The organism is Halomarina ordinaria (genome assembly GCF_030553305.1).
Classification (GTDB): Archaea; Halobacteriota; Halobacteria; order Halobacteriales; family Haloarculaceae; genus Halomarina; species Halomarina ordinaria.
The window spans coordinates 1893149-1912517 of the sequence record NZ_JARRAH010000001.1; the positions used below are offsets into that span (position 1 = coordinate 1893149).

General features: G+C 67.3%; 23 protein-coding genes and 2 tRNA genes. 18 read left to right on the forward strand and 7 right to left on the reverse strand.

Going from position 1 to position 19369, the window contains the following annotated elements; genetic code table 11:
* Positions 1 to 313 precede the first annotated feature (313 nt).
* The 4 genes from P1Y20_RS10275 (at position 314) to P1Y20_RS10290 (ending at position 4261) form a co-directional block, all read left to right on the forward strand.
* Complete coding sequence (locus P1Y20_RS10275; RefSeq protein WP_304448570.1) at positions 314 to 493, forward strand: hypothetical protein; 180 nt, start codon at positions 314 to 316, stop codon at positions 491 to 493.
* Positions 494 to 565: 72 nt separating this feature from the next.
* A complete protein-coding gene (locus P1Y20_RS10280; RefSeq protein ID WP_304448571.1) occupies positions 566 to 2644 on the forward strand; it encodes a hypothetical protein in 2079 nt (692 codons plus the stop codon).
* Positions 2645 to 2683: 39 nt separating this feature from the next.
* The gene (locus P1Y20_RS10285) at positions 2684 to 3295 is read left to right on the forward strand and encodes a DUF309 domain-containing protein (RefSeq protein ID WP_304448572.1); all 612 of its coding nucleotides are present in this window, start codon (positions 2684 to 2686) and stop codon (positions 3293 to 3295) included.
* A 57-nt stretch (positions 3296 to 3352) separates the two neighbouring features.
* A complete protein-coding gene (locus P1Y20_RS10290; RefSeq protein ID WP_304448573.1) occupies positions 3353 to 4261 on the forward strand; it encodes an abortive infection family protein in 909 nt (302 codons plus the stop codon).
* Between the two features lie 148 nt (positions 4262 to 4409).
* Here P1Y20_RS10290 and azf read toward each other — a convergent pair whose 3' ends face one another.
* A complete protein-coding gene (gene azf / locus P1Y20_RS10295) occupies positions 4410 to 5150 on the reverse strand; it encodes an NAD-dependent glucose-6-phosphate dehydrogenase Azf (protein WP_304448574.1) in 741 nt (246 codons plus the stop codon).
* A gap of 88 nt (positions 5151 to 5238) precedes the next feature.
* On the reverse strand, positions 5239 to 5862 hold the full coding sequence (locus tag P1Y20_RS10300; protein WP_304448575.1) for a translation initiation factor IF-2 subunit beta: 624 nt from the start codon (positions 5860 to 5862) through the stop codon (positions 5239 to 5241).
* 113 nt (positions 5863 to 5975) lie between these two features.
* On the opposite strand from P1Y20_RS10300, the gene P1Y20_RS10305 reads away from it, so the two are divergent.
* Both P1Y20_RS10305 and P1Y20_RS10310 read left to right on the forward strand, forming a co-directional pair.
* Positions 5976 to 6311, forward strand: a complete 336-nt coding sequence (locus P1Y20_RS10305) for a dihydroneopterin aldolase family protein (RefSeq protein ID WP_304448576.1) — start codon at positions 5976 to 5978, stop codon at positions 6309 to 6311.
* A 139-nt stretch (positions 6312 to 6450) separates the two neighbouring features.
* Complete coding sequence (locus P1Y20_RS10310) at positions 6451 to 6897, forward strand: DUF5790 family protein (RefSeq protein WP_304448577.1); 447 nt, start codon at positions 6451 to 6453, stop codon at positions 6895 to 6897.
* Between the two features lie 38 nt (positions 6898 to 6935).
* Here the strand turns inward: P1Y20_RS10310 and P1Y20_RS10315 are convergent, their stop codons facing one another.
* Positions 6936 to 7664 carry a creatininase family protein gene (locus tag P1Y20_RS10315; protein WP_304448578.1) on the reverse strand — a complete coding sequence of 243 codons (729 nt, stop codon included), beginning with the start codon at positions 7662 to 7664 and terminating at the stop codon, positions 6936 to 6938.
* Between the two features lie 113 nt (positions 7665 to 7777).
* Between P1Y20_RS10315 and P1Y20_RS10320 the strand changes: the two genes are divergently transcribed.
* On the forward strand, positions 7778 to 8092 hold the full coding sequence (locus P1Y20_RS10320; protein ID WP_304448579.1) for a DUF5789 family protein: 315 nt from the start codon (positions 7778 to 7780) through the stop codon (positions 8090 to 8092).
* Between the two features lie 102 nt (positions 8093 to 8194).
* On the opposite strand, the gene P1Y20_RS10325 is transcribed toward P1Y20_RS10320, so the two are convergent.
* On the reverse strand, positions 8195 to 10138 hold the full coding sequence (locus tag P1Y20_RS10325) for an ABC transporter ATP-binding protein (RefSeq protein ID WP_304448580.1): 1944 nt from the start codon (positions 10136 to 10138) through the stop codon (positions 8195 to 8197).
* Positions 10139 to 10205: 67 nt separating this feature from the next.
* Positions 10206 to 10739 (reverse strand): DUF192 domain-containing protein, encoded by a 534-nt coding sequence (locus tag P1Y20_RS10330; protein ID WP_304448581.1) that lies wholly within the window; start codon positions 10737 to 10739, stop codon positions 10206 to 10208.
* Between the two features lie 85 nt (positions 10740 to 10824).
* Between P1Y20_RS10330 and P1Y20_RS10335 the strand changes: the two genes are divergently transcribed.
* Positions 10825 to 10898 (forward strand) — tRNA-Val (locus P1Y20_RS10335).
* Positions 10899 to 11049: 151 nt separating this feature from the next.
* Here the strand turns inward: P1Y20_RS10335 and P1Y20_RS10340 are convergent.
* Positions 11050 to 11226 carry a hypothetical protein gene (locus P1Y20_RS10340; RefSeq protein ID WP_304448582.1) on the reverse strand — a complete coding sequence of 59 codons (177 nt, stop codon included), beginning with the start codon at positions 11224 to 11226 and terminating at the stop codon, positions 11050 to 11052.
* Positions 11227 to 11319: 93 nt separating this feature from the next.
* Between P1Y20_RS10340 and P1Y20_RS10345 the strand changes: the two genes are divergently transcribed.
* The 4 genes from P1Y20_RS10345 to P1Y20_RS10360 all read left to right on the forward strand — a co-directional run bounded on the left by P1Y20_RS10345 (position 11320) and on the right by P1Y20_RS10360 (position 14292).
* Positions 11320 to 11393, forward strand: a tRNA-Phe gene (locus P1Y20_RS10345).
* Positions 11394 to 11587: 194 nt separating this feature from the next.
* Positions 11588 to 12340: a bacteriorhodopsin gene (locus P1Y20_RS10350; protein ID WP_304448583.1), complete on the forward strand. Its 753-nt coding sequence runs from the start codon at positions 11588 to 11590 to the stop codon at positions 12338 to 12340.
* A gap of 123 nt (positions 12341 to 12463) precedes the next feature.
* Positions 12464 to 13258 (forward strand): lycopene cyclase domain-containing protein, encoded by a 795-nt coding sequence (locus tag P1Y20_RS10355; protein WP_304448584.1) that lies wholly within the window; start codon positions 12464 to 12466, stop codon positions 13256 to 13258.
* Entirely contained in the window at positions 13234 to 14292 is a 1059-nt protein-coding gene (locus P1Y20_RS10360; protein ID WP_304448585.1) for a Brp/Blh family beta-carotene 15,15'-dioxygenase, read from the forward strand. The genes P1Y20_RS10355 and P1Y20_RS10360 overlap by 25 nt, the downstream gene beginning before the upstream one ends.
* Positions 14293 to 14296: 4 nt before the next feature.
* Here P1Y20_RS10360 and P1Y20_RS10365 read toward each other — a convergent pair whose 3' ends face one another.
* Positions 14297 to 16279, reverse strand: coding sequence for a bacterio-opsin activator domain-containing protein (locus P1Y20_RS10365; protein ID WP_304448586.1), 1983 nt, complete (start codon positions 16277 to 16279; stop codon positions 14297 to 14299).
* Positions 16280 to 16535: 256 nt separating this feature from the next.
* Between P1Y20_RS10365 and P1Y20_RS10370 the strand changes: the two genes are divergently transcribed.
* The 6 genes from P1Y20_RS10370 (at position 16536) to P1Y20_RS10395 (ending at position 19232) form a co-directional block, all read left to right on the forward strand.
* On the forward strand, positions 16536 to 17024 hold the full coding sequence (locus tag P1Y20_RS10370; RefSeq protein ID WP_304448587.1) for a DUF8162 family protein: 489 nt from the start codon (positions 16536 to 16538) through the stop codon (positions 17022 to 17024).
* A 67-nt stretch (positions 17025 to 17091) separates the two neighbouring features.
* Positions 17092 to 17217 carry a hypothetical protein gene (locus tag P1Y20_RS10375; RefSeq protein WP_304448588.1) on the forward strand — a complete coding sequence of 42 codons (126 nt, stop codon included), beginning with the start codon at positions 17092 to 17094 and terminating at the stop codon, positions 17215 to 17217.
* A gap of 283 nt (positions 17218 to 17500) precedes the next feature.
* A complete protein-coding gene (locus tag P1Y20_RS10380) occupies positions 17501 to 17695 on the forward strand; it encodes a cold-shock protein (protein WP_304448589.1) in 195 nt (64 codons plus the stop codon).
* A gap of 141 nt (positions 17696 to 17836) precedes the next feature.
* Positions 17837 to 18220: a VOC family protein gene (locus tag P1Y20_RS10385; protein WP_304448590.1), complete on the forward strand. Its 384-nt coding sequence runs from the start codon at positions 17837 to 17839 to the stop codon at positions 18218 to 18220.
* 105 nt (positions 18221 to 18325) lie between these two features.
* Entirely contained in the window at positions 18326 to 18808 is a 483-nt protein-coding gene (gvpH, locus tag P1Y20_RS10390) for a gas vesicle protein GvpH (protein WP_304448591.1), read from the forward strand.
* A 229-nt stretch (positions 18809 to 19037) separates the two neighbouring features.
* Positions 19038 to 19232: a cold-shock protein gene (locus tag P1Y20_RS10395; protein ID WP_304448592.1), complete on the forward strand. Its 195-nt coding sequence runs from the start codon at positions 19038 to 19040 to the stop codon at positions 19230 to 19232.
* Positions 19233 to 19369: the final 137 nt, after the last annotated feature.

Genomic DNA, 19369 nt, shown 5'->3' on the forward strand with positions numbered 1-19369 from the left:
CGCTTGCGACCTCGCCCGCGAACGGCGAAGCCGTGAGCGTCAGCGAGTCTCGGCGAGTTCAAATCTCCATCAGGACGCTCACTTTGTTCGGCGAGTCGCTCGGAGAGCGACTCGCCTCACGGTTCGCGCCCTGACGTGCCTCACGCTCGTTTTCGTCACCGGCGGCGAAGCCGCCGGTTTCTCGCGGGACCTCCGGTCCCGCGCAGCTCGCGTGAGACTCCGTCAGGACGTTTCTCGCTCGAGGCACAGCGACTGTTACAGCTCCGTCTCTGGCCAACGCACGTGTTCCTCCACCAACAGCTACACCCACACCATGCCCGGACGCTCCTCGCGTTCACCGACCCTCCAGTGGGTCGGTCTCGCCGCGTTCGTCGTCGCGCTCGTCGGGTTCGTCGTCTTCGGCTGGCGGTTCGGCGGCGAGAGCGACACCTTCCCGTTCGCGCTCGGCGTCGCCGTCGCGGTCCTCGCACTCGGGTGGACGCTCCGCCGGTAACCCACCGTGCGCCCGAGTGACACGCGAGCGGACAGGTTGATTGCCCTCGGGTCAGTACCGGGTAGGCAACGAATGGACCGACCGGAGCGCGGCGACGACGGCGGCGGGGGTGGCGGAGCCGCAGAACCCGGAGACGGCGGCAGCGAGGGCGGCGAGGGTGGTAGTGGTGGCGGTGGCGGTGGCGGCATCACGCGCCGGCGAGCGATGCTCGGCGCGGCGGGCGTCGTCGGCGTGGCGGCGACGAGCGGCTACGCCGTCAGCCAGTGGACGGGTGAGCCGACGAACCAGTGGGCGGACGTCCCCTACCCAGACACGAGCGCCGCCGAGTCGCGGACGGACTTCGCGTGGGCCGAACGGGCGATCTGGCAGAACGACCGACTGCGCCGGAACCTCTACGCCTTCGCCCGCCAGCACGACCTCGCGGTGGTGCTGGCGGACGCGAGCGCGCACGTCGACGACGAGGGGCGGCGCCTCGCGCCCGCGCTGGAGCAGGCGCGCGACGCGGGCGTGGAGGCGTGGGCGAACGTCGGCGTCCTCCGGCGTATCGACGCCGAGACGTTCGCCACGAACGGGACGGAACGCGAGCGTCACCTCGACGGACTCCGAGCGGTCGCCGAGCGCTACCGCGAGCGGATGCCCGGCGGGAAACTCATCCTCTGGCAGGAGGCACCGGTCGCGGGCGAGTGGATTCCGGGCGGGAAGTGGAACCGCGAGTCGGTCGAACGGATGCAGCAGTACGGCCCGGACGTCTTCACCGCCCAGCGGCGCGCGGTGAGGGCGGTGAGCGAGGACCTCGACGTGGGTATCTTCCTGCACTTCCCCTACATCGTCGAGAGCCGCCAGCCGGAGGTGTTCGCGGGCGTGATGGACGACCTGCGTCTCCGGGAGTCGCTGCCCGACTTCGTCTTCACCGACTTCTACCGCGGCTGGTACGAGAAGGACATCAGCCCCGAGCAGACGAACGAAGCGGTCAGGAGCCTCGTCAGGAACGCGCGGCGGTACTCGGACGACAGCCCGGTCTACTACCTCGGCGAGAGCCACACGAACAACCCCCAGTACACCCCGAGCAAGCAGGCGATGCGGATGGACCTCCGGGCCTCCATCGGCGCCGGTGCCGACGGCGTCGGCTGGTACGCCCGGACGAAGTACACGCGGACGGAACTCGGGTTCGACCCGTTCGTCCCCAACGAGGTCGACCCCGACAGCCTCGGCGACGACCTGCCCGTCGACACCATCACCGTCGCGCGCGACCGCTACCTCTACGCCTGGGCGGCGACGTTCGCCCGGAACGGGGCGTACGCCCCCGACCGCCGGTTCGACCTCTGGCTGGCCGGCGAGGGCTTCGACTTCCTCGACCACGCCGTCTGGGCCGACACGCCCGACGGCTGGGAGTTCCTCGGCGACGTCGGGGGCTACCACCCCGACGCCCAGCCACACGTCCCCGAGTCGGGCCCGCTGGTCAGCGCCGTCCGCGCGCTCGAGGCCGAGCGCTACCTCGCGGACGGGACGCTCCGCCTGCGCGTCGAACCGCGCGAGGGGGCCGACGGGGACGCCCGACTGGACCGGGTGGTCGCCGTCCCCTTCGACCTCGGCGCGTTCTGTACCGAGCGCGAGGCGTTCCGACTCCTCCAGGAGGAGGACGTCACGCCCCACGCACGGATCGACGAGCGCGTCGACGCGACGCTCGACCGTACCCAGACGGTCGACCTCTCGGTGCGGGAGGGGGAGCCGAGACCCATCGACGAACTCGTCACGCCCGAGACGGCGGGCGTCCGGCGCGACCTGGCGCGCGCCGAGGGCGACCCGACCTTCGCGGTCGGCTCCTACGTCGACCTCTGGCTGCTCGGGGAGGGGCTCGCCGACCTCGACCCCGAGACCGTCGGCGAGGAGTTGACGGACGATGTCACACCGCTCGGCGTCGTCGCGAACGACGACGCGGCGCTGCTGTTCGGCCTCCCGCGCCCGCCGCTGTTCGAAGGCGGCCGGAAGGAGGCGATGCGCGCCGTCCGCGAACGGGGCGACCTGCGCGCCGCCTACGCGATGCCCTACTTCGGCAGCGGCAACCTGCCCGCACCCGCGCACGCCGCCGAACTCATGCGCGAGACGCACCCCGAGGTGGCGAACTTCAGCGTCGTCTGGGCGCGCGACTGAGGGAGCCAGACACTTCTCCGGCGAGCGAGAAGGGAAGACATGGACCGCGCACTCCGTGCCGGCGTCGCCCTCTACAACGCCGGGGAGTACCACGCCGCGCACGACCCGTGGGAGGAGGAGTGGCTCGAACTCGACGCGGGGCGCGACCGCGACTTCCTGCAGGGCCTCGTCCAGTTCACCGCCGCCGTCTACCACGCGAGGGAGGGGAACGAACGGGGGGCCGTCGGCCTCGCGGCGGGCGCCCGCGAGTACCTCGCACCCCTCGGGAGCGAGTACCGGGGGGTCGCCCTCGACCCGGTTCGAGCGTACCTCGACGCGCTGGCGGCCGACCCGACCGTCGTCGAACGACGCGACCCCGTCGCACTCGACGTGGAGGGCGTCGCGCTCGCCGTCGCGGACCTCACCTTCGAGGAGGCGGCGCTCGCGGCGCGGGCGCTCGCCGCGGAGTACGACTACGACACCGACCTGCTCGACCGGGCCACCGAGTTCGGGCGGGCCGACCTCGACGCCGGTCGGGCGACCAGCCCGTTCGTCGCGCTCGTGATGGACTTCGCGGAGGGCCGGAACCGCGCGCTGGTCTACCGGCGCCTCTCGGAACACGTCGACCGGCGCGAACACGAGGAACGGGACGTCGAGGGGCTGTTCGGGTAGTTCTCAGAGTATTCCATCAACCATACATCTATCAATTCCCAATCAAAGTAGGCAGCGATGACAGATGAATTCGAATCGTTCTTCGAGCGCAATAGAGAACCCGAATCGCGAGTCCACAGAGAACTAACACAACGTAGTAGAGAACGAATCGCTCACGCACTTACCGCCACAGACTTTGATGTAGGGGCAGCTCTGGAACCAGTCATTCGTGTAGCAGGTACATCCGGCATACCCGATGAGGTGGTAGAGGCTATTAAAACAGAAACCTCCACGTGTGGTTTATCAGGGAATAATAAACTTCATGAGAAGATATTATTAGAGTCAGATAGCGATATTGCGTTGTCTTACTTAGAGCATCTGTTCATTGTACAAGTAGAAAAATATGACAGAAACAATCAATGGATGGGGAGTCATTTTGAGACACTCTGCGACATTATTGAGACAGAGGGGTTACTATGGCAGGTACGGGAAGTCCCGGAGAATGAGCCAGGGACGATTAGATTCGAATCGCTCGCTTCTGATGCGATGAAAGACGTTGACGAACAAGTTCGATCGTTAGCAGCAGACAAGCAGTGGTCTACAGCGCTCAGAGGCTACAATGATGCCTATGAGCAGTATCTGGACGGTGACTACGACGAACTGATTGCAAAGAGATTGTACAACAGTGTTGAGGATGTTCTCCGTACAATCTGCGTGGACAAGGAGGGTTGGACAGACAATCCAGATTTAAATCACTCAGACTATCTCAATATGCTTCGAGAGGAAGGAGTATACAATGCAAATGGTATCACGGCGCCCGAGTTGAATAATCTACTACAGGGATTAGAGCAGTTGACGGCTAAACTTGGAAATGACAGAAAACAACGCCATTCCTATATGGACCGCACTTACTGTACATTGCTAATCCACCAAGTAGGTGCATTCCTCTACTTCCTCATTAACCGCTATGAGCAGTACTCCCAATAGTTAAAGAGAGCCATACATATAAAAACCCCGTCACAAACATCCATGAGATGTGTTTAAACAGCCTATCACAGATGAAAATGGGTTGAGTTGACCGGGCACTTTCTGAAATTCCTGAGATCCTTCTTTATCAAAGAAGACAATAGATTTCTCAGTCGTGCTCTGCGGAGTTGTCCTGCGGGTCGTAGCCGAGCACCTCGCGGGCGCGCTCGATGGAGTAGTACTTGCGGTCGTTGTCGGAGATGCCGTAGACGATTTCGAAGTCGTAGTCGGCGCGGAGACAGCAGTCGAAGAGGTGCGCGCAGTCGCGGTAGGAGAGCCACATCGCCTGTCCGCGCTCGTAGTCGACGGGCGGGTGGCCCTTCGTGAGGTTGCCGATGCGGACGCAGACGACCGAGAGGTCGTAGACGTCGTGGAAGTAGCGCCCGAGGGTCTCGCCGGCGGCCTTGCTCACGCCGTAGACGTTCTTCGGGCGGGGGAGTTCGGTACCGTCGAGGCGGAACTCCGACTCGGTGCGGTAGATGTGGGGGTCGCGCCCGAACTCGTAGGCGCCGACGGCGTGGTTCGAGGAGGCGAAGACGAACTTCTCGACGCCCGCCTCGACGGCCGCCGCCAGCACCGTGTGCGTCCCGTCGATGTTGTTCGCGAGGACGCTGTCCCAGGGCGCCTCCGGGCGGGGGTCGCCGGCGAGGTGGACCACCGCGCCGACGTTCTCCATCGCCTCGCGCACCGCCTCCTCGTCGGTGATGTCGGCGACGACGTATTCGTGGTCGGGCTCCTCCGTCGGCGGTTCGCGGTCGAGCAGGCGCCACTCGTACTCCCCGCCGAGGTCGCCGAGGATGGCCCTGCCGACGCGACCCGCGGCCCCCGTGAGTAAGACCGGGTCGTCCATTCGAGCGGAGAGAGGGAGAAGTCGGTGAAGAATGACGCGGTTTCGCCGCTCGTCGGTGTGCGCTCGCGGGAGGGACGTGCCGGAGGAGTCAGTCCTGTTTCGATTCGAGGCGGGCGAACGCGAGCGACCCGCTGATGTTCTCGATGTACGCCTCGACGATGTCGCCGCGCTGGGCGCCGGGGACGAAGATGGTGTACTCGCCGCGCTCGGCGACGCCGTCGCCCTTGCGGCCGGTCGAGGTTATCTCGAGGGTGTAGGTGTTGCCCTCCTCGACGGCGTCGCGCTGCTGGGTCTGCTGCTGGGGGCGGCGCTGCTTGGAGACGGGACGGAACGCGCCGCAGGCGTCACAGCGGAGCATGGGCGTGCGGTCCTCGGTCACGAGGCGGGTGTCGGGCAGGCCGCACTCGCCACAGAGGACGTACGTCTCGACGTACTTCTCGATGGCCGTGTCGAAGTCGCGCCCGGAGAAGGTCCCGTTGTAGCGGCCGACGCCCTCCTCGAGTTTCCCGTTCGTCCCGAGTTCGCGCTGGACGAAGCGGTGGACGTGCTCGGTCTCGCGGGAGACGGTGTCGGCGATATCCGAGAGGTTGGTCAGGCGGGTGAACGCGCCGTCCTTCTGGGCCTGCGCGTCCGGGACGCTGAGGCGCTCGCCACTGGTATCGATGTCGGGAACGTTCTCCATGGCTCGGTCGAGGCTCGATTCGTAATCCATGGCGGGAGCAAAGCGATTCGCGCCTAAACCGGTTGCGAGATGTGCGTTCACGTACCAAGAGTGCGAGGGGGAGAACCCGGGGCGCTTTAGTCGGCCCCGCGGCCAGAGGGCGTATGGACCCCACGGAACGGGAGGTGGCCTGCTTCGAGGCGGGCATCAAGTTCGGGACCCTGTACCACCAGTTCGCGGGGACCCCCGTCAGCCCCGAGAGCGCCGCCAGCCTCGAACGCGCCATGGAGGCGGCCGTCGAGAACCAGCCCCACTGCACGGCGGTGGACGTGGCCATCCTCGTGGACGAACTCGACACCACCCACGACTACACCGAACTGACGGGCCGGTACATGGAGGTGCACATGCGCATCGACTACGGGGAGACCGTCGTCCGTACCGAGATGCGGATGGAGGACGGCTACCCCATGATGCGCGTCGTCGACGTCCACGAGGAGTGAACGGAACCGGACCGGACACCGGTCGCCGCCCCGTGAGGGGGGTGAACCGACGCTGACCCGCTCGCGAGCGGTCGAAACCACCGTTTTTACTTTCAGTTTCGGGCGGGCGTTTATGAACGATGGCGACAAACCCCGCGCCATGAGCCAACAGACCCTCGACGACGACGAACTCTTCGGCGAAGCGGCGACCGAGATGCGCGACGACGTCGAGGAGAGCCTCGCGAACGCCCGGGCGGAACTCCCCCCCGCCGACGACGTGTGGGACGTCGAGGCCGACAACACCCTCGGCGTGCTCAACGGCCTCCGCAGCGCCCTCGACGCCGGTGCCGCCGAGGAACACCTCCGCAACGCCAAGAAGTGGTACACGATGGGCGAACGGGCCGACGCCTTCGAGGACGCGGAGGACCTCCGCGAGGCCATCGCGGAGGTGGACGACCTCGTCGAGACGGTCGCCGACGCCCACGAACAGGTGGGGGCGCTCGCGAGCACCATCCCCCAGCTCCGCGGGGCGCTCGAAGACGCCGAGGGTGAGGCGGCGGACGACGCCGAGGCGGACGACGACGCCGACGAGGAAGACGAGGAGTGACCCGCGAGCGCGGCGCGGTCTGACCGCCGGCGGCTACGCTACTCGTCACCGCCGACCGGCCGGTCGGCCACGCTATCGAGGAGCGTCGAGAGCGCCGCCGCCGCGTCGTCGAGCAGTTCCTCGCCGTCCGCCGCGGTGCCCGCACCCGGGTCGCCCACCACGCCGTTCTCGGTGAACGACGCCGAGTCGTAGGCGAGGTTGACGCCGCTCACCCACTCCCCCCAGCGGTCGGCCCCCTCCGCGCGGGCCGCCTCGACGCGGTCCTCGCGGACGAGGTCCGGTGCGACGTGTCGGAGCAGCGCCGTCTCCCTGGCGCCGCCGTGCCCCATCGGGAGGTCGGAGGAGACGCCGTCGAACCACGTGAACGCGACGGCGTAGGCCGTCCCGTCGCGGGTGACCCGTGCGCAGGTCTCGCGGAGCGCCGCGACGTTCCCGCCGTGGCCGTTGACGACGACGACGCGATCGAAGCCGTGGTGTGCGAGGCTCTCGACGACCTCCCGGACGTACCGCCGGAACGTGTCCTCGGAGACCCACAGCGTCCCCGCGAACCCGCGGTGTTCCTCGGCGACGCCCACGGGAATCGTTGGCGCGACGACCACCTCGCGGTCGGTGGCGGCCGCGCCGGCGTCGGCGACGGCCTCGGCGGTCAGCGCGTCGGTCCCGAGCGGTGCGTGCGGGCCGTGCTGTTCGGTGCTTCCGACCGGCAGGAGCGCGAGGTCGGTCGACGACGCCTCCACGTCCGGCCACGGGTGGTCCGTGAGTCGCATACCCGTGCGTCGGGCGCCGCCCACATCAAATCAAACGTCGAGTGCGAACGCGAGGTGACCGCGCCGTCGCGGGCACAAACCGTATCCCGTTGGCCCGTGTTGGTCGCGACACTATGAGCGAGTCAGACGACGACCGGAGCCTCGGCGTGGACTTCGGCGACCTCGACGGCCGCCTCGAATCGCACGACTACCCGGCCGACACCGACGAGATCCGCGAGGCGTACGGCGACGCCGAAATCGGTCTCGAGGGCGGGTCGGTGCGCCTCGACGAGGCGCTCGAAGGGTACCAGGAGGAGTTCCAGTCCGCCGACGAGGTGAAGCAGGCGGTGTTGAACATGGTCGGCAGCGAGGCGGTCGGCCGGGAGAACTACTCCGACCGGGGCGACCAGTCGGAGTCCGACCAGGAACACGACGAGGAGTCGCTGTAACGGCTGTTCTTCGGACGTTTCGCTGGCAGGTCGGAGAGACGCGTGACCGAAACCGACGAGCGACGGCAGCGTGGCGACGCCGTCCCGAAGCGAGCGCGCCGCTCAGTCGTCCGCTTCGCCCGTCTCGGAGTCCGTGCGTGCCTGTCGTCGAGCCGCGCGCTCGATGAACTCCTGGGGGAGTTCGTCTATCTCGCCGGCCTGGACGCCCCAGAGGTGGGCGTAGAGGCCGTCCTCCGCGAGGAGGTCGTCGTGGGAGCCGTGCTCGACGATGCGACCGCCCTCGAGGACGACGATCTGGTCGGCGTCCTTGATGGTCGAGAGGCGGTGGGCGATGGCGAACGTCGTGCGGTCGGCGGTGAGACGGTCCAGCGAGCGCTGGATGAGCATCTCCGTCTCGGTGTCCACGTCGCTGGTCGCCTCGTCGAGGACGAGGATCTCGGGGTCCTTGAGGACCGCCCGGGCGATGGAGAGGCGCTGGCGCTGGCCCCCCGAGAGCTTCACGCCGCGTTCCCCGACCATCGTGTCGTACCCGTCGGGGAGGTTCTGGATGAAGTCGTGGGCCTCCGCGGCCCGCGCCGCCGCGACGATCTCCTCGTCGGTGGCGTCGAACGACCCGTAGGCGACGTTCTCGCGGACCGTCCCGTAGAAGAGGAACGTGTCCTGGCTGACGTAGCCGACGTGCCGGCGGAGGCTCTGGAGCGAGACGTCCCGGAGGTCCTGACCGTCGATACGGACTGCCCCCTCGTCCACGTCGTAGAGGCGCATGAGCAGTTTGAGCACCGTCGACTTCCCGGCGCCCGTCGGGCCGACCAGCGCGAGCGTCTCGCCGCCCTCGACCGTGAAGTGCACGTCCTCGACGATGGTCTCGGCGTCGTCGTAGCCGAAGGTGACGTCGTCGTACTCGACGCGGCCCTCCTCGACGACGAGTTCGTCGGCGTCGGGGTTCTCGACGAGGCGACCGGGTTCGTCCATCAGCCCGAAGATGCGGGCGGCGCTGGCGTGGGCGCGCTGGTACATGTTGATGACCTGCCCGAACTGCGCCATCGGCCAGACGAACTGCTGGGTGAGGAGGATGAACGTGGCGAACTCGCCGACCGACAGCGGTTGCGTGAACGGCCCCGGCGCCCCGCCGGTCGTCTCGTAGGTGATGACGAACAGTCCGCCGACGACGAACGTGAGGACGTAGCCGATGCCGGCGATGATGCGCAGGGCGGGGAAGAACTTGATGCGCGTCTCGATGGCGCCCCAGTTGGCGTCGAAGTAGTCCCGCGAGACGCCGTCGACGCGCGTCGACTCGTAGTCCTCCGTGTTGCTCGACTTGATGACCTGGATACCCCCGAGGTTGTTCTCCAGCCGGGAGTTGACCTTCCCGACCGAGGAGCGAACCTCGGCGTACTTCGGCTGGATTATCTCGACGAACTTGTAGGTGAAGAAGGCGATGACGGGGACCGGTACCAGCGCGATGAGCGCGAGTTGCCAGTTGAAGTAGAACAGCACCCCGGCGATGCCGATGATCATGACGCCGAGGCGGAACGCGCTGTTCAGCCCGTCGTTCAGGAACCGCTCGAGGCGGTTGACGTCGTTCGAGAGGATGCTCATCAGTTCGCCGGTCTGCTTGTCGGCGAAGAAGTCCATGTTGAGCCGCTGCATCGCGTCGTACGTGTCCGTCCGGACGTCGTGCTGGATGTGCTGGGCGAAGGAGTTGAACCCCCAGTTGCGCGCCCAGTGGAACAGCGCGCCCCCGAAGAAGGAGAACGCGACGAGCGCCGTGACGACGAACAGCTGTCCCTCCCGGGTGGCGACCCACGCGTCGGGTATCAGCGGGGCGACGAACGCCTTGTCCTGCCGGATGACCGAGTCGATGGCGAACCCGAGCAGGATGGGCGGCAGGAGGTCGAGCGCGCGTGCGGCCGTGCTGGCGAGGACGCCGACGACGAACGCGAAGGTGTTCTTCCCCCCGTAATCGACGAACAGCCGACGCATGGGGTTCTCCGCCCGTTCGCGTTGTTCCTCGAACGGGTCGTCCTCGTCGGCGTGTATTCCCATCGCTGAACCTAGGCGTGAGCCGGTGAAAAGTGTTGGCAGCCAGTGGAATACGGTAACACTGGACAGGCTACTCCGACCGCTCCAGGCCGACGCCCTCGGCGTGAACGCGGTCGCCGACGGTCACGCCGTGGCGGGTGGTCCAGTCGTAGTTCACCTCGAGGACGTACTTTCCCTCGCCCGTGTACCGGTAGTCGTTCCCGTCTTCGCCCTCCGGCGGCTCCGGCGCGTGTTCGATGCCCGTGACGGTGCCGTTCTCGGCGACGAACACGATGTCGATGCCGAAGTCCATCCCGCGCATCACGTAGGTCAGGCTCTGTGGGTCGTCGTGGACGAACAGCATCCCCTCGTCCTCGGGGAGCGAGGAGGTGTTGCTGAGGCCGGTGTAGCGTTTCTGTCGCGTGTCCGCGATGCGCGCCTCGACGCGACCGAGTTCGGTGCCGTTCTCGTCGCTGACGACGACGGCCGTCCGGTCGTAGTCGTCGTCCGCGGGCGGCGAACCGAGGAAGGCGGGAGGGAGGACGCCGGCGGCGACGAGGGTAGCCCCGACCAGTCCGAGCGCGAGGAGGAGACCGGCGGCGGCGAGGACGCGTTCCGTTCGCATGTAGCGGAGACTCCGGCCGTGCGAGTGTAAGGGTTCCGGGGGGCTTCGCAAGCGTTATTCGCTCCGCGGCGGTGGGTCGAGACGAGGGTCCGTGGTCTAGTTGGTCATGACGCGGCCTTTACAAGGCTGAGGTCGATGGTTCGAATCCGTCCGGACCCACTACTTCTCGCGGCGAACGGACGTGAGCCGCGTGGATCGTGGACTGCGGCGGATTCGAATCAGGGAGCACCGCGAACGAACGTGAGCGGTGCGAGTGGGGTTCGAATCCGTCCGGACCCACTCTCGTTCCGCGAGCGACAGCGAGTGTGTGTTAGTGGGGCGTCTCCACCAGCGTCGCGGCGAACAGGGCGACCGCGACGAGACAGACCAGGAGGGACGTGGGGACGACGGGCGGGGCGAAGACGAGGACCGTGAACGACGAGGAGGCGGCGACCGCGAGGAGGACGAGCGCGCCGCCGGCGTTCTCCAGGAGCGGGGGAGCGGGCATGACCGAGACGCCGCTATGGGGTGTGATGAGCTTTCGGGTCGCACACGGCCGTTTCGAAACGCTTTTTCGGTCCGTCGGCATCCGTTGAGACGAGCCGCCTTAGCTCAGACTGGGAGAGCACTCGACTGAAGATCGAGCTGTCCCCGGTTCAAATCCGGGAGGCGGCATGGTTCGTTCGCGCGATTTCTAGTCGAGCGACGGCGTCGCCTTACAACGATTCCGACCCCCGGTGCCGCGTTCGTCGATGTCTGCGTCGGGCCGGACGACGGGGTGGAAGCCCCGGCACGTAAGAGTTGCCGAATCGTCCATACTAGTTTGGTATAGATTTCAAAACCGACCAGTGCGTAGTCAACGACGAGTTATGGCAACTCCAGGTAGCGAAGCGATATGGCTGTGGATAGGTACGGCAGGAATGTTCCTCGGCATGGTGTACTTCATCGCCCGCGGGTGGGGCGAGGAGAGCAGACGGCGACAGGAGTTCTACATCGTGACGATATTCATCACCGCCATCGCCTTCGTCAACTATCTGATGATGGCGCTGGGGTTCGGTCTGACGACGGTGACCGTCGCGGGCGAGGAGATACCCATTTACTGGGCACGGTACACCGACTGGCTGTTCACGACGCCGTTGCTCCTCATCGACCTCGGGTTGCTCGCCGGGGCGAACCGGAACCAACTCGCCACCCTCGTCGGGCTCGACGCGCTGATGATAGGCACCGGTGCGGTAGCGACGCTGTCGACGACCGGCGCGCTGCTCGGTCCTGTCGGTGACCGCATCGTCTGGTGGGGCGTCTCCACCGGCTTCCTGCTGGTGCTCCTGTACTTCCTGCTGGAGACGTTGACCGAGGAGGCGAACCGGCTCCCGGAGGCCGCCCAGTCGACGTTCCGTACCCTCCGAAACCTCATCATCGTCGTCTGGTTGGTGTATCCGGTGTGGTGGATCCTCGGGACCGAGGGGCTCGGTCTCGTCGGCCTCCCCATCGAGACGGCGGGCTTCATGGTCCTCGACCTCGTCGCGAAGGTCGGCTTCGGGTTCATACTGCTGTCGAGCCGTGAGGTGCTCGACGCCGCCGGCGGGCTCGCCGGGTCGACGTCCCAGCCGGTCGCCGACTGACACCGGACGACGGTGTCGAGGAGGAACTACTCCCGAAGCGCACCGGCTCGAATCCGTCTCGATGACTTCCACCCGCCGACACACGGACACGTTCGACAGCACGGCTCGCCGAGCGGAGCGACAATGAGCGGTCCGACGTACGCGCAGTTTCACTTCGCGTTCGTCCTGCCGGCAGTCGCGGGACTGTTGGCAGCGGCCACGGTGACCCGTTCTCGAACGACCCGGCCGACGGTGTGGTCGATCGACCGACCCTACTGGAGCGGCGTCGCCATCGTCACGCTGCTCGCTGTCGTCTACACGACGCCGTGGGACAACTACCTCATCGCTCGCGGCGTCTGGGGCTACGGCGAGGGACGGACGTTCGTCCATCTCGGGTTCGCCCCGCTGGGCGAGTACGTGTTCTTCGTCCTCCAGCCGATACTCACCGCACTGTGGCTCGGGCAGTTGACGCTCCGCGACGGGTGGCCGGAAGCCGACGCACTCGGCCGGACCACACACGGGCGACGAACGCTCGACGTCGGTCGACTCTCGCTTCGATACAGAGGCGTCGGAGCGCTCGCCGCGACGGGACTCGGTATCGCCGGTGCGGTGTGCCTCCGGTCGCCCGAGACGCTCTACCTCGGCGCCATCCTCGCGTGGGGCGCGCCCGTCCTGTTCATCCAGTGGGTCGTCGGCCTCCCACAGTTGCTGTATCAGCGTCGAACGGCCGCCCTCGGGGTCGCCGTCCCGACGCTGTACCTCTGGGTAATCGACAGGGTCGCGCTCGCCACCGGTATCTGGCACATCTCGCCGACGTACACGACCGGCGTCGCGCTCGTCGGCCTCCCTCTCGAGGAGGCGCTGTTCTTTCTCGTGACGAACCTCTTCGTGGTGCAGGGGCTGGTCCTGTTCCGATGGGTGGTCGATCGATGGGCGTGACCGTCGAGCGACCGACGCCGGCGCTTCGCGGGGTCTACCGCCGTCTCGCCGCCCGCCCGGCGTGGGTGATCTGTGCCCTGTTCGTCGTCGGTGCGACCCTCGGACGAGCGCTTGACGTCTCGCTGCCGCCGTCGATCAGGTACCTCCCGCTCGCGGCCAGCGTCGTCGTCTTCGGCCTCCCACACGGCGCGATCGACTACCTCGTTCCGGCGCGAGTCGACGACTGCTCGCCCCCCCGCTCGATGGCCGCAGTCGGGGGGCTCTACGCCGTCTTCGGCGGCGCTTACGCGGTACTCTGGCTCATCACCCCGCTGGCCGCCGCAGCAGGGTTCATCGCGCTGACGTGGTTCCACTGGGGTCAAGGCGACGTTCACGCCCTCGTCGCCTTCGTGGAAGCCGACCACCTCGACTCGACGGGACTTCGGGTGACGACAGGAGGGGTTCGGGGTGGCCTCCCCATGTTCGTCCCGCTCCTCGCCTTCCCGGAGCGGTATCGAACCGTCGTCGACTCGTGGGTCGGCCTGTTCGGGACCGACGTCTCGGCGATGTGGCTGTTCGCCGGAGGGACCCGTCTGGTGGGGGGCGCGGTCTTCCTGACGGTCAGCGTCGGGGTGTTGCTCGTCGGCTACCGTCGAGACGGTGGCCGCGGCTGGCAGGTCGACGCCGGCGAGACGGCGCTCCTGTGGCTGTTCTTCCTGACTGTGCCACCGGTGGTCGCCATCGGCGTCTACTTCTGCGTGTGGCACTCCCTTCGGCACGTCCTCAGGGTCGTCGCCGTCGACGGGACCGGGACCAGGACCGGGACCGGACCGGTTACCCCTCGCAGCGTCGTCGTGTCGTCCGCCCGTGAGGCCGCACCGACGACGGCGCTCGCGCTCGTCTTCCTCGTCGGCTTCGCCTCGCTCGTTCCCGTCGCACCCGCTTCGACGGCGTCGGGAGCCGCTGTGTATCTGGTCTTCGTCGCGGTGCTCACGCTTCCCCACGTCGCTGTAGTGACGTGGATGGATTACCGGGAGGGAATCTGGTGGGGGTGAGGTGTCACCGCTCGAAGAACGCACCGATGAGTTTCCGTTCCGCCGCACGGAGGTGCTGGTGGTACGTCGCCCGACCGATATCCATCGATTCCGCCAGCGTGTCGCCAGTGACGGGACGGTCCCACTCGTAGAACCCGCTGACGTAGGCCTTCTGGAGCGCCGTCAACTGTCGTTCGGTGAGTCGCTCCTCGACCTCGCCGACGAACGCCTGTCGGGTCGACGGCGGACGCTCGCGCTCGCGCTGGGCGACGATTTCCGTCGCCGGATACCGCTCTGAGAGGAGGTCGGCGATGGCACGCACGTCGCCCTCGCTCGGCAGTTCGAGTTCGATCGTAGCGACGCCGTCGTCGACGGCGATGGCACGGATTTGGACGCCGCGTTCGGCCAGCGTCGCCGGCAGGGAGTCGTCCGTAACGGTGAACTCGAGCAGTGCCTCGCGGCCGTGTTCGTGTATCAGCTCCCCCGACGCGATGTGTGAGTACTGCTCGGCGGCCGCGAGGACGGCCTCGGCGTCGCCGTCCGACTGAAAGAACATCAGCACCGACCCGTCGTCGCGGTACACCGAGCCGTTGTACGTGAGTGAACAACCGGTCTGTGCCGAGAGTTCGACGAAGAACAGGCCCCCGTCGGTGGTCTCGATGTCGAGTTGTCGGACGCTGTCGGTGGCGAGCATCCGGCCGCGTTCCAGGGCGTTCAACGCCGTCGCCGTCGACCGGCCGATGGCTTCGAGCACGACCCGTTCGTGTTCGTTCAGCGCCGCCTCCTCGGTGGCGTACAGGGACAGGACGCCGTACGTCGTCTCGCCGTAAACGAGCGGGACTGCGGCGATGCCGTGGACAGCCCCGGCGGCCATCCACGGCGAGTCCTCGGCGATGGCTGCCAGTGTTGCGTCGTCGGTGACGACACGCAGTTCGCCGGTCTCGTAGGCGGTGGCGGCGAGAGGCGGGTCCGACGCCGTGAGGTCGACGTGCAGGTCGTCGAGCGAGACGGCCCACTCGCCGGCCGACGCCGTCGCGGCGAGGGTGTCACTGGAGCGGTCCGGAACGCCGAGCCACGCGAACTCGTAGGTATCGACGGCTACGAAGCTGTCGCAGACGCCCCGTTCGACCTCCACGCGTCCCCCGGACCCGACGAGCGTGCGGGTCACGTCCCTGAGAAGGCCGTCGATGCGTACCAGCAGGTGTTCGAGGCTCCGTCGTTCGCGTTCCACCTGCATCTCGGCCTCCCTGCGCTCGGTGATGTCGGTCTGGAACCCGACGAAGTGTGAGACGGACCCGTCGGAGCCGTGAACTGGCGCGATGTCGACGCGGTTCCAGAACGGTTCGCCGCTCTTCCGGTAGTTCAGCAACTCGACCGACACCTGCTCGCCGGCGTCGATCGCCCCACGCATCGCGGCGACGGCCTCGGGGTCGGAGTCCTCGCCCTGCAGGAACCGACAGTTCTGGCCGACGACGCGCTCCTTCGAGTAGCCCGTCAGCCGCTCGAAGGCGTCGTTGATGTACACCATCGGCTCGTCAGGGCGGTCGGCGTCGGCGATGGTGATGCCGACCGGTGCCTCGTCGATGGCCCGCTCTTTCAGTCGTAGCTCCTCGCGCAAACCGAGGTCTTCGATGGGCATCCGGGCGTTCCGGTCGGTCGGACGCGACGTCGCCGCGTCCGCTGCCGCGATGACCCGCCCGTACAGTCGGTCGTCGACGTCGGGGGCATCCTTCGGAACGTACTCCGAGACGCCGGCGGCGACGGCGTCACTCGCGACCGTTCCGTCGTCGGCGACCACTACGACCGGCAACGCCGGTATCGAAGCCCGGAGACGCTCCAGCAGGGCGACCGCATCGACGCCCCCACCGTCGATCAACACCACGCAGTCGGCGTCGTCGAGACGCGACAACGCGTCGCTGCCCTCCGACACGGCGGTGAGTGCCAGTGTCGTTCGACGGTCGAGGGCGGCAAGCAGTTCGTCACCGTCCGAGACCGCGAGGACACGCACGCTCTGAGGTCCAGTCACGAGTGTCTCTCCGGCCGGAATAGGGTCGCTGGCAGTATAAACCCGGACGTCGGCCCGGTGCGAGCGTGCTCGCTCGTCGGGCGTCGGGCCCCCTCCACACCCGACAGACCGCCGTCGCTCGGGGCGGTATCACGCCGGTTCGTCGCGGTGGCGCACGAACGCGGGGTCACGGTACCCGTCTGCACGGTCGGGAGCGACGCACCCGAAAGCACTTGTGTCGCTCCGCGCGCGACCACGCATGGCCCTCCTCCAGTCTGTCGTCCCCGAAGTCGGCGGATGGGTGACGTTCGGGCTCGTACTGCTCGTCCCGGGGGTCGCCGCTACGGCCCTCTGTGCACCGTTCCTGGCCGCGAAGCGGGTTCGGTCGCTGTTCGCGGCGCTCCCCCCCGAAGGTTCGCCGGTCACGACGTACGCGCTGGTCGGCGTCGGCCTGTCGCTCCCGTACGTCGGCGGCGTCCTGTGGGTGCTCGCGTCCGTGGATTCGGCGGGCGGTGCGTGGGGGAACGCGCTCCTGACCCTGGCGCTCCTGCTGGGGGTGCTGTACACGGTCGGCTGTCCGGTCGTCGGCGTCCTCGCGCTCCCCCGGGTCGGCGTCGACTGGGACCCGACCGGCTACGGCTGGTCGACGTGGGTCCTGCTCGGCGCCGCCGGCGGCTGGTACGCGACGCTGTTCGCCGTCCCGCTGGTCGTACTGGGAATCGTCCTCGCGCTCCCCGGCGGCTACTGACCCGGTGGCCGGACCGGCACGCACCGCCACAAACGGTAACTACCGGCCCGTCGAACCCCTGCCCGTAATGAGAGCATCAACTGCCGTCCTCGCGTTCGGTGCCGTCCTGTTCGTCCTCCCGATTCCCGGTACGTTCATCGCCGGCGCACTGGTCCTCCTCGCGGGCGGCCTCGCGCGCGTCCTCGGGTCGTAACGCGCGGAGTCGATGCCGTCACAGAGGGGTCGGCCGTGGTGTCGCCCCCCGGTGTCCTCGACCCCACGACACGAGTCACGGGAGCGACGTCGTCGGGAACTGCCGATTCGGTCGAACGAGCGGCGCAGGGGTCAGAAACCCCCACCGGTCCCGTCGAGAACCGGCCGTTTCTGACATTCGACCAGCCGAGCGGACGAATCGGTTACGTCGTCCAGCAAAATACCCCCAAGGTACCACGACTCTCGCAAGTCTTATTGGTGGGTGGGCGTTTCGTTTAGTCGCAATGGCAAACGGCAAGGTTGATTTCTTCAACGACACTGGCGGCTACGGTTTCATCTCGACGGAGGATGCGGACGACGACGTGTTCTTCCACATGGAAGACATCGGCGGCGCGGACCTCGAGGAGGGCCAGGAAGTGGAATTCGATATCGAACAGGCCCCCAAGGGCCCCCGCGCGAAGAACCTTACCCGCCTGTAACACGGCGAGTACGCACCGCACCGGGCGGTGATACACGCGGTTCTGCATTTCTCTTGGACGACACGCACCACGAGCGACGGCGCCGCAGTCGTCGCACCCCATGAGGCGAAGGCTCATACTGGCGACGAGCGATACGGAGCCATGGACACGACCGGCCTCGACCACCTGGTCCTCACCGTCGAGGACATCGACGCGACGTGTGACTTCTACGAGGACGTGCTCGACGCGGAGGTGGTGACGTTCGGTGAGGGCCGGACGGCCCTCCAGTTCGGCGACCAGAAGGTGAACCTCCACCCCGCCGGCGACGAGTACGACCCGCGGGCCGACCGGCCGACGCCCGGGTCGGGTGACTTCTGCCTGCTGACCGAGACGCCCATCGAGACGGTCGAGACGGAACTCCGGGAGGCCGGCGTCGACGTCGTCGAGGGCCCGGTCCCGAAGACCGGCGCGGTCGGATCGCTCGCGTCCGTCTACCTCCGCGACCCCGACGGCAACCTCGTCGAGGTCGCCGAGTACCAGGAGTGAGCGCGGGCGGCGACCGACTCGAACCGGCGACGATAGCTGTAGCCGTGCGGTTTATCCTGAACGCCAGCCAATCGCACGCCAAGCCAGCGCGGCCCGCCGAACACGATGACCGACCCAGCACATCCCGACGACGGCGACGACGAGTGGACGGACGCGACTGACGCCGAGCGCGGCGCGTGGACGCGGGGCTTTCGCCTCGACGTCGGCGTGCGGAGCGTGACCGACCTCCTCGAGAACCTCGCGGACCTCGCCGACGCGGGGCGGGCGCACGACGGCGTCGAGGGGCACGTCGACCGCGGCGTGAGCCGTCGCCCCTCCGCCCCCGACCCCTCGGACACCTCGACGTCGGGTACGCCGGAGTACCCCGTTCACGTCGAGCGAGGCGACCGCGAGGTGGTGGTCGTCGCGGACCTCTCGGGCGTCGCCGAGGAGGACGTGGTCGTCGGCCGCGACCGGAACGACGACCTCGTCGTCGCGGCGCACGACCGGGTCGTCGGGCGCGTGTCGTTGCCGTGGCCCGCGGGCGTCCCCGCGACGCGACGCAACAACGGCGTCCTCGAGGTGCGCGTGCGACCGGCAGAACGGTAGAGAGCGGTCGTTACAGCAGCGAGCGCAGTATCCGAAGCGGGAGCGTGACGATGGCGATGACGAGGTCGATGGCGCGGCGCAGCAGTGACCGGAGTGCTCGGAGCATCGTCGGAGGCGGACACGCCCCCGCAAGATGGCGATTCGGCTTGCGTGCGACGGGCGTCGTCCGGACCGTGTCACAGTGAGCCGCGGAAGTATTATATTCATCCGTCGGCTTCGATTACAAGCAATGGCGAAAGGTACGGTTGACTTCTTCAACGACACGGGCGGCTACGGCTTCATCACGACTGAGGACTCGGACGAGGACGTGTTCTTCCACATGGAAGACGTCGGCGGTCCCGACCTCGAGGAGGGTCAGGAAGTGGAGTTCGACATCGAACAGGCGGACAAGGGCCCGCGGGCGACGAACCTGCAGCGGCTCTAGGTCCGGACGGACGCATCGACATCAGAGCACGATTTTCTGGAACCCGACTCGCGAGCGCGAGCAGCGGTCAAGAAATTATCTAATTCGAGAATGAGTCTGACGAAGATTAATGTCCAGACGCACAAACTCATTCTTCG

What these genes read in the sequence shown, in the direction of transcription:
- P1Y20_RS10375 (WP_304448588.1), top strand. Translation starts at nt 17,092, where the DNA reads ATGAGAGCATCAACTGCCGTCCTCGCGTTCGGTGCCGTCCTGTTCGTC.
- P1Y20_RS10320 (WP_304448579.1), top strand. Translation starts at nt 7,778, where the DNA reads ATGAGCGAGTCAGACGACGACCGGAGCCTCGGCGTGGACTTCGGCGAC.
- P1Y20_RS10360 (WP_304448585.1), top strand. Translation starts at nt 13,234, where the DNA reads ATGGGTGGTCGATCGATGGGCGTGACCGTCGAGCGACCGACGCCGGCG.
- P1Y20_RS10385 (WP_304448590.1), top strand. Translation starts at nt 17,837, where the DNA reads ATGGACACGACCGGCCTCGACCACCTGGTCCTCACCGTCGAGGACATC.
- P1Y20_RS10305 (WP_304448576.1), top strand. Translation starts at nt 5,976, where the DNA reads ATGGACCCCACGGAACGGGAGGTGGCCTGCTTCGAGGCGGGCATCAAG.
- P1Y20_RS10340 (WP_304448582.1), bottom strand. Translation starts at nt 11,226, where the DNA reads ATGCCCGCTCCCCCGCTCCTGGAGAACGCCGGCGGCGCGCTCGTCCTC.
- P1Y20_RS10280 (WP_304448571.1), top strand. Translation starts at nt 566, where the DNA reads ATGGACCGACCGGAGCGCGGCGACGACGGCGGCGGGGGTGGCGGAGCC.
- P1Y20_RS10380 (WP_304448589.1), top strand. Translation starts at nt 17,501, where the DNA reads ATGGCAAACGGCAAGGTTGATTTCTTCAACGACACTGGCGGCTACGGT.
- P1Y20_RS10370 (WP_304448587.1), top strand. Translation starts at nt 16,536, where the DNA reads ATGGCCCTCCTCCAGTCTGTCGTCCCCGAAGTCGGCGGATGGGTGACG.
- P1Y20_RS10395 (WP_304448592.1), top strand. Translation starts at nt 19,038, where the DNA reads ATGGCGAAAGGTACGGTTGACTTCTTCAACGACACGGGCGGCTACGGC.
- P1Y20_RS10330 (WP_304448581.1), bottom strand. Translation starts at nt 10,739, where the DNA reads ATGCGAACGGAACGCGTCCTCGCCGCCGCCGGTCTCCTCCTCGCGCTC.
- P1Y20_RS10310 (WP_304448577.1), top strand. Translation starts at nt 6,451, where the DNA reads ATGAGCCAACAGACCCTCGACGACGACGAACTCTTCGGCGAAGCGGCG.
- P1Y20_RS10325 (WP_304448580.1), bottom strand. Translation starts at nt 10,138, where the DNA reads ATGGGAATACACGCCGACGAGGACGACCCGTTCGAGGAACAACGCGAA.
- P1Y20_RS10275 (WP_304448570.1), top strand. Translation starts at nt 314, where the DNA reads ATGCCCGGACGCTCCTCGCGTTCACCGACCCTCCAGTGGGTCGGTCTC.
- P1Y20_RS10285 (WP_304448572.1), top strand. Translation starts at nt 2,684, where the DNA reads ATGGACCGCGCACTCCGTGCCGGCGTCGCCCTCTACAACGCCGGGGAG.
- P1Y20_RS10300 (WP_304448575.1), bottom strand. Translation starts at nt 5,862, where the DNA reads ATGGATTACGAATCGAGCCTCGACCGAGCCATGGAGAACGTTCCCGAC.
- P1Y20_RS10355 (WP_304448584.1), top strand. Translation starts at nt 12,464, where the DNA reads ATGAGCGGTCCGACGTACGCGCAGTTTCACTTCGCGTTCGTCCTGCCG.
- gvpH (WP_304448591.1), top strand. Translation starts at nt 18,326, where the DNA reads ATGACCGACCCAGCACATCCCGACGACGGCGACGACGAGTGGACGGAC.
- P1Y20_RS10315 (WP_304448578.1), bottom strand. Translation starts at nt 7,664, where the DNA reads ATGCGACTCACGGACCACCCGTGGCCGGACGTGGAGGCGTCGTCGACC.
- azf (WP_304448574.1), bottom strand. Translation starts at nt 5,150, where the DNA reads ATGGACGACCCGGTCTTACTCACGGGGGCCGCGGGTCGCGTCGGCAGG.
- P1Y20_RS10290 (WP_304448573.1), top strand. Translation starts at nt 3,353, where the DNA reads ATGACAGATGAATTCGAATCGTTCTTCGAGCGCAATAGAGAACCCGAA.
- P1Y20_RS10350 (WP_304448583.1), top strand. Translation starts at nt 11,588, where the DNA reads ATGGCAACTCCAGGTAGCGAAGCGATATGGCTGTGGATAGGTACGGCA.